The organism is Pseudoalteromonas sp. BSi20311, from assembly GCF_000239875.1.
Taxonomy (GTDB): Bacteria; Pseudomonadota; Gammaproteobacteria; order Enterobacterales; family Alteromonadaceae; genus Pseudoalteromonas.
The window spans coordinates 1-7,647 of record NZ_BADU01000087.1 but is presented as its reverse complement, the minus strand read 5'-3'; the positions used below and the strand labels follow the sequence as shown (position 1 = coordinate 7,647).

The following is a 7,647-nucleotide window of genomic DNA, read 5'->3' as shown; positions in this document are numbered from 1 at the left end:
AAGCGGCTTTTTTATACTTATAAATTAACTGGTTACGAATGGCGCAAGCCATTCGTACTGGTTTAATTATAAGCTTTCTATTTTAACTTTTTGCTCTAGTAGCTTAGTTTTAGCATCGGTAAATTCAGCGAGCTTAGCATTTTCTTTAGCAAGTACCGCTTCAGGTGCATTGTTAACAAACTTTTCGTTAGCCAGTTTGTTTTGCACTTGCGCTAGGCCTTTCTCTGCTTTTTCAAGTTGCTTGTTAATACGTGCAAGCTCAGCTTCAACATCAATTAAGCCCGCCATTGGGATCATAATTTCAAGGTTGCCAACATAAGAGGTTGCACACGCTGGGGCATCGTCTTTGTTTTCAAGCAGAGTAAATGCTTCAAGCTTAGCGAGTGAAGCTAAAAACGATTCATTTTCGTTAATACGGCGCACATCGTCGCTCGATGCATTGGCTAGTAACACTGATAACGGCTTACTTGGGCTGATATCCATTTCACCACGAATATTACGAATCGCTAAAATGAATTGCTTAACCCACTCTAAATCATCCATCGCTTTAGCATCAACACTTGCTGCGTTATAAACAGGGAAACCTTGAACCATAATGCTAGTGCCTGTTGTTTCAAGCCCTGCAAGTGGTGCTACACGCTGCCAAATTGTTTCTGTAATGTAAGGCATCATTGGGTGCATTAAACGCAGTAAGCTTTCAAGTACCGTAATAAGTGTATGGCGTGTACCGCGTTGCTGTGCTTCATTGCCTTTAAATAATACCGGCTTAGTAAGCTCTAGGTACCAATCACAGAACTGGTTCCAAGTGAATTCATATAATGTATTCGCCGCTAAATCAAAACGGTAGTTATCAAGGTGCTCGGTGTAGGTTTTAACCGTGGCTTCATATTGACCTAGAATCCAACGATCAGCTAATGAGTACTGTTTTTCGCTATCGTTAAAGCCACAGTCTTGCTCTTCTGTGTTCATTAATACGTAACGGCTTGCGTTCCATAATTTGTTACAGAAGTTACGGTAACCTTCAAGGCGGTTCATATCCCAGTTAATATCACGACCAGTTGAAGCCATCGCTGCTAAGGTAAAGCGCAGTGCGTCAGTACCGTGTGCTTCAATCCCGTTTGCAAATACTTTGCGGGTATCTTTTTCAATTTTAGCGGCAAGTTTTGGCTGCATCATGTTACCAGTACGCTTTTGTACTAAGTCTTCAAGGCCAATGCCGTCAATCATGTCTAGTGGGTCAAGTACGTTACCTTTAGACTTCGACATTTTATCGCCGTTATCGTCACGTATTAAGCCAGTTACATACACGGTTTTAAAAGGAACTTGTGGTTTGCCGTTTTCATCCTTTATAAAGTGCAGCGTCATCATGATCATACGTGCAACCCAGAAGAAAATGATATCAAAACCGGTTACCAACACGTCAGATGGGTGGAAGGTTTTTAAGTCATCGGTATTTTCTGGCCAACCTTGGGTTGAGAAGGTCCACAGTGCTGATGAGAACCACGTATCAAGAACGTCTTCGTCTTGGCTAAGCGCTACGCTATCTGCAATATTGTTATCGCGGCGTACTTCTGCTTCATCACGACCAACGTATACGTTGCCTTCGCTGTCGTACCAAGCTGGAATACGGTGACCCCACCAAAGCTGGCGTGAAATACACCAATCTTGTACGTCGTTCATCCACGAAAAGTACATGTTTTCGTATTGCTTAGGTACAAATTGGATGTCGCCGTTTTTAACTGCGTCTTTTGCAGGTTCAGCAAGTGGTGCAACACGTACATACCATTGGTCCGTAAGTAGTGGTTCAATTACCACACCAGAGCGATCTCCGTAAGGAACAGTTAGGCCATGGTCTTCAATTTTTTCAAGTAGGCCTAGCTCTTCAAATTCAGCAACAATGGTTTTACGTGCGTCAAAACGGTCCAGGCCATGTAAGCGCTCAGGAATTGGCGCATCAAATTCAAGTTCTTTACCATCAAAGGTGTATGTTTCACCTTGAGTTAAAATCGCCGCGTCTTTATCGAAGATATTAATCATCGGCATCTGGTGGCGCTTGCCTACTTCGTTATCGTTAAAGTCGTGCGCAGGGGTTATTTTTACACAACCCGTACCTTTGTCTTTATCGGCATGTTCATCGGCAACAATTTTAATACGACGATTAACGATTGGTAGTAAAATCTCTTTACCGATTAGGTCTTGGTAGCGCTCGTCATCGGGGTTTACTGCCACACCTGAGTCACCTAACATGGTTTCTGGGCGCGTAGTCGCTACAACAATGTAGTCTTTACCGTCTTGTGTTTTTACGCCATCAGCAAGTGGATAACGTAAGTTCCACATGTGGCCTTGTTTGTCTTTGTTTTCAACTTCAAGATCAGAAATCGCAGTGTGTAATTTTGGATCCCAGTTTACTAGGCGTTTACCACGGTAAATTAGGTTTTCTTTATGAAGGCGTACAAATACTTCTTTAACAGCTTCTGATAGGCCATCGTCCATAGTAAAACGTTCACGGTCCCAATCAACTGATGCGCCAAGGCGACGAAGCTGCTTGGTAATTGTGCCGCCAGATTCGTTTTTCCATTCCCAGATTTTATTAATAAAATCTTCGCGGCCTAAATCATGGCGTGTTTTACCCTCTTCTGCCGCAAGCTTTCGCTCTACTAGCATTTGCGTGGCAATACCTGCGTGGTCAGTACCTACTTGCCATAATGTATTGTTACCTTGCATACGTTTAAAGCGCGTTAAGGTATCCATGATGGTATCTTGGAAAGCGTGGCCCATGTGTAAGCTACCCGTGACATTTGGCGGCGGGATCATAATTGAATATGGGGTGCCTTGGCCAGATGGCTTAAAGTAGCCTTTTTGTTCCCAGTCTTGATAGAGAGACTGTTCAATATCTTGCGGATTGTAGGTTTTATCCATTACACAGAACCTTAAATAAGTACTTAAATGAGTTAGTTAGCTTTGTACGCAGTGAGCGTTAGCGATTAATATCTTGCGTGGTGATATTGGCACCGAGTTGGCGTAGTTTTTTAAAGCGCTCACGAGCGGCTTGTTTGGCTACGGGCTCTACGGGTACAAAATCAAAAACTTGGTTAAACCGACGAATAAAATCCGGTAAGTGATTGGCCAAGTTAATTAATACTTTACGATTACCAACGGGTGGTGTTGTGCCTATTTCTACAGGTGCGCCGCCTTTTGGGCCTTCGCCTTGTAAATTGTGAGGTACAAAACTGTCGGCATCAAATGTCCAAATAGTTTCGTCAATGCTGTTGGCGGTTGCTTCGCTATCTACAAAAATAAATACGCGTTGACCAAGCCGATACTGTTGCCCAGCTATTTGAGCTGCTAAAGCAAAGTGATCATCGGCTTTAGCTAATGACTCATCTTGTTGCTTTAAAATGAAAAACTGGGCATTCATGTTCATTGTATCGGGATTTCCCATGACATTGATTGTGCTGTTATTAAATACACACAAATTAAGAAGGGGATTTTGCCATATAACGGGGTTTGCTTCAATTAATACCCAATAAATAAGGCGCTTTAAAAGCGCCTTATTTTATACTCTACATTGGGCTGTGAAGCCTTTTACAGGTTTGTTAGTCTTGGGTTGCTTCGCTAATGCCAGCTCGGTTTAATAAATACTGCGTTAGCATAGGAACAGGGCGACCCGTGGCACCTTTTTTAGCACCACTGCGCCATGCTGTGCCGGCAATATCTAAATGAGCCCAGTTATACTTTTTAGTAAATTTAGATAAGAAGCAGGCAGCGGTAATAGTACCTGCAGCTCGGCCACCTAAGTTAGTAAAGTCGGCAAATGGGCTTTCAAGTTGATCTTGATAATCATCCCATAACGGCAGTTGCCATGCACGGTCGCCGCTTTGCTCAGACGCTTTTAATAAATCATGCGCTAGTGGATTATGATTAGCTAATAACCCCGTAGCATGGGCACCTAAGGCAACAATACACGCACCGGTTAATGTTGCAACATCAATCACGGTTTCTGGTTCAAAACGCTCTACATAGGTCAGCGCGTCACATAACACTAAACGGCCTTCGGCATCAGTGTTAAGTACTTCAACCGTTTGCCCTGACATAGTGGTTAAAATATCACCAGGGCGATAGGCATTTGAGCTTGGCATGTTTTCACAGCCGGCTAAAACGCCAATTACGTTTATAGGTAGCTGCATTTGTGCAAGCGAGCGCATAGCACCAATAACACCAGCTGCGCCCCCCATGTCGTATTTCATTTCATCCATGCCTTCGCCTGGTTTTAATGAAATACCGCCTGAGTCAAAGGTTAAGCCTTTACCAACTAACACGATAGGCGCTTGGTCATCGCCTGCGCCTTTGTAATTAATTATAGACATAACCGATTCGTTATCACTACCACGACCAACTGCTAGGTATGAGTTCATACCTAGTTCTGCCATTTTATCTTCGCCAATCAGCTCAACAGTGATGTTGTCAAAATTAGTCTCAAGTTCTTTGGCTTGCTCGCCAAGGTATGCCGGGTTACAAATATTAGGCGGCATATTGGCAACGTCTTTACACAGCTTACTGCCTGCTGCAATCGCTAAGCCATGCTCAATGGCACTTTCGCCTATAGTCAGTTCACGGCGAGTAGGGACGTTAAATACCATTTTACGCAGTGGGCGACGTGGGTCTACTTTCTTACTTTTTAGCTGATTAAAAGTGTATAAACAGTCTTGGGTTGTTTCCACCGCTTGACGTACTTTCCAATAGGTATCACGGCCTTTAACATGTTGCTCAGTTAAAAAGCATACCGCTTCCATCGAGCCTGTTTCGTTTAAGGTATTGATGGTTTTAGAAATAATTTGTTTATATTGTTTATCGTCTAGTTCGCGTTCTTTACCGCAGCCAACGAGTAAAATACGTTCGCTTAAAATATTAGGTACATGGTGTAATAGTAATACTTGCCCTGGCTTACCTTCTAAGTCGCCACGGCGTAATAAATTTGAGATATAACCATCGCTGATTTTATCAAGTTGTTCACCAATGGGGGATAACCTGCGTGGTTCGTATACACCAACAACAATACATGCACTGCGTTGTTTTTCTGGGCTACCACTTTTTACGTTGAATTCCATTGTCACTCCTGATTTTGAGTCATCTATAGAAGCTAAGTTGGGACTAAAAATGTGTTTTCTAGTCTTTTTACCTAAATTTTTAGGTCTAGCGCTAATATTAGTAGATTTTACTCGACTCTTACTGTGTATTTGAACTTTATATGCTTAAGGGTTACTAATGCAACATTATATCGTGATGTTAGGTAGGATAATTAATATTGATGGCTTATAATATGTGCTTAATACTCATTTAAAATGAGTGAATTAACTAGTTCACTCATTGTTTTTTATTACTATATTGAAATTCCATGTTTAACAGGGGCGAATGTTGCTAATTTTCCGTTATTTGACCACTGAGGTTTTAAAATCGCAGGTCGCCGTATTTTTAACTTTAATGACCATATTCTTGTCGCAAAAGTTTGTTGTCATTCTTGGTGATGCCTCAGAAGGTAGTATCCCAGCAAAGCTCGTGTTTGCCATGATTGCGCTTAAATTGCCGCAGTTGGCATCGTTAATTTTGCCTCTGAGCTTATTTTTAGGAATTATTTTAGCTTACAGCCGGATTTACGCCGACAGTGAAATGACAGTACTTAAAGCCTGTGGCGTGAGTGAGTGGTATGTAGTGCGTATTACGCTAATTTCAAGTGTCATCTTAGCGTTGTTGGCCGCGGTACTTACTTTGTATATTGCACCGTGGGCAAGCGAACAAGAATACCAACTTAAAGAGCAAGCCAAGGCTGATGCTGGTTTATCTGCACTTCGAGCTGGACGTTTTCAACAAACCGGTAACGAAAAAGCCGTGGTGTTTATTCATAACATTGAAAATGGCGGCAAAGAGCTCAACAAAGTTTTTGTGGCACAACTACCCGATAGTGAAAAAAGTGACCTAGCGCGTTTAGTTTATGCAGAGCAGGGCGTTGTTATTGAAGCGCAAAATGGTGAGCAGCAGTTAGTGCTCACTGATGGTAAACGTTACGAAACCGATGGCGAAGCGCCTTCACTTAATTTAACTGAGTTTGATGGTTACAGCGTACAAATTCGCGAGCAAGAAATAGAACACCAACGTCGTAAGTTAGAAGCCGTGCCAACTCGTGAATTAATGTCTATTAACACTCCAGAAGCAATTGCACAGTGGCAATGGCGTTTAGCTATTCCGTTATCTATTCCATTATTAACTTTACTAGCAGTACCCCTGAGCGTTGTTAATCCACGCCAAGGTAAATTTGCTAAATTAGTGCCTGCTTTGAGCTTATATTTAGGGTATTTCATTTTACTCAATGCGGCTAAGTTTGCGGTAGAAGATGGGAAAATCCCGCCCTCTATTGGCCTATGGTGGATTCACCTAAGTGCATTATTTATAGGTAGTTTATTAATTATTAAAGGCCGCCCATTAGGTGTTTGGCTGAAGGCTGTCGTGACTAAACGGGAGCAACACATATGATGAAAACGCTTGATTGGTATTTAGGCCGTAGCATTATGCAAACGACTGGATTTGCACTAATGGTGTTGGTGGGGATCAGTACTTTAATAAAATTTATAGAGCAACTTAAATCGGTTGGCCGTGGTAGTTACGATATTATGACCGCCTTGCTATATACCATTTATAGTATGCCCGGCGATTTAGTGGTGTTTTTCCCAATGGCAGCACTTATTGGTGGCTTAACTGGGTTAGGCGCTTTAGCTTCTAATAGTGAGTTGGTAGTAATGCAAGCCGCGGGTATGTCGCGTTTACAAATCATTGGCTCGGTAATGAAAACCGCAATTTTTATGGCGCTGTGCGTAATGGCGCTAGGTGAGTGGGGGGCGCCCGCTGCTCAGCTGCACGCCAAAGAAATGCGTAACCAAGCTATTCATGGCGGGGATGTATTTAATGCACAAAAAGGCGTGTGGGCTAAAGATGGCAGTAACTTTATTAATATTGAAGATGTTGACCAAAATGGCATGCTGCGCGGCGTAAATATGTACCACTTTGATAAGTCGTTGCAACTTACACAAATTACTAAAGCAAAAGAAGCAGTAGGGCGTGATAATGGCTGGCTACTGCGCGATGTGAACAAAGTATTGATCAGTGAAGAGCTAATTACCACGGAGCAAGTTACTGAAGAGTTTTACCCGTCGCAGCTTACCGCTGAAAAACTCGGTGTGGTTTCAGTAAAACCAGAGTCACTGTCGTTTTCAGGATTGTGGTCATATTTAGCTTATTTACAGCAAAATGAGCAAGATACAAGTACCTATGATTTAGCACTATGGCGTAAATTAATGCAGCCAGTGTCTATTGCTGTGATGTTGTTGGTTGCCTTATCGTTTATATTTGGTCCGCTACGAACCGTAACTATGGGGGCACGAATTATCATGGGAGTGGTAACGGGGATAGTGTTTCACTTAACTAATGAGATATTTGGCCCTGTGGTAATGGTATATCAAATCCCAGCCATTGTAGGCGCCGTTTTACCGAGCATCTTATTTACTGGGTTTGCAGCTTATTTAATGAATAAGCGGGTATAACTAAATTTAAAGCTTATATAAAAAACACGCGGCCTTTGTTAAAAGTGCCGCGTTT

General features: G+C 42.4%; 5 protein-coding genes. 2 read left to right on the top strand and 3 right to left on the bottom strand.

All coding sequences use genetic code 11. The features are described 5' to 3' along the window. Nucleotides 1-66: 66 nt before the first annotated feature. From P20311_RS10390 to pepA, 3 genes are all read right to left on the bottom strand, one after another. Nucleotides 67-2,919, bottom strand: coding sequence for a valine--tRNA ligase (locus tag P20311_RS10390; protein ID WP_008112489.1), 2,853 nt, complete (start codon nucleotides 2,917-2,919; stop codon nucleotides 67-69). A 58-nt stretch (nucleotides 2,920-2,977) separates the two neighbouring features. Next, nucleotides 2,978-3,424, bottom strand: coding sequence for a DNA polymerase III subunit chi (locus P20311_RS10385; RefSeq protein ID WP_008112488.1), 447 nt, complete (start codon nucleotides 3,422-3,424; stop codon nucleotides 2,978-2,980). Between the two features lie 172 nt (nucleotides 3,425-3,596). Then, on the bottom strand, nucleotides 3,597-5,108 hold the full coding sequence (pepA, locus tag P20311_RS10380) for a leucyl aminopeptidase (RefSeq protein WP_008112485.1): 1,512 nt from the start codon (nucleotides 5,106-5,108) through the stop codon (nucleotides 3,597-3,599). 307 nt (nucleotides 5,109-5,415) lie between these two features. Here pepA and lptF point away from each other — a divergent pair, with 307 nt between their 5' ends. Together lptF and lptG are read left to right on the top strand one after the other, a co-directional pair. Next, the gene (lptF, locus tag P20311_RS10375; protein WP_036933683.1) at nucleotides 5,416-6,528 is read left to right on the top strand and encodes an LPS export ABC transporter permease LptF; all 1,113 of its coding nucleotides are present in this window, start codon (nucleotides 5,416-5,418) and stop codon (nucleotides 6,526-6,528) included. Next, on the top strand, nucleotides 6,525-7,592 hold the full coding sequence (gene lptG, locus P20311_RS10370; RefSeq protein WP_008112481.1) for an LPS export ABC transporter permease LptG: 1,068 nt from the start codon (nucleotides 6,525-6,527) through the stop codon (nucleotides 7,590-7,592). The genes lptF and lptG overlap by 4 nt, the downstream gene beginning before the upstream one ends. Nucleotides 7,593-7,647: the final 55 nt, after the last annotated feature.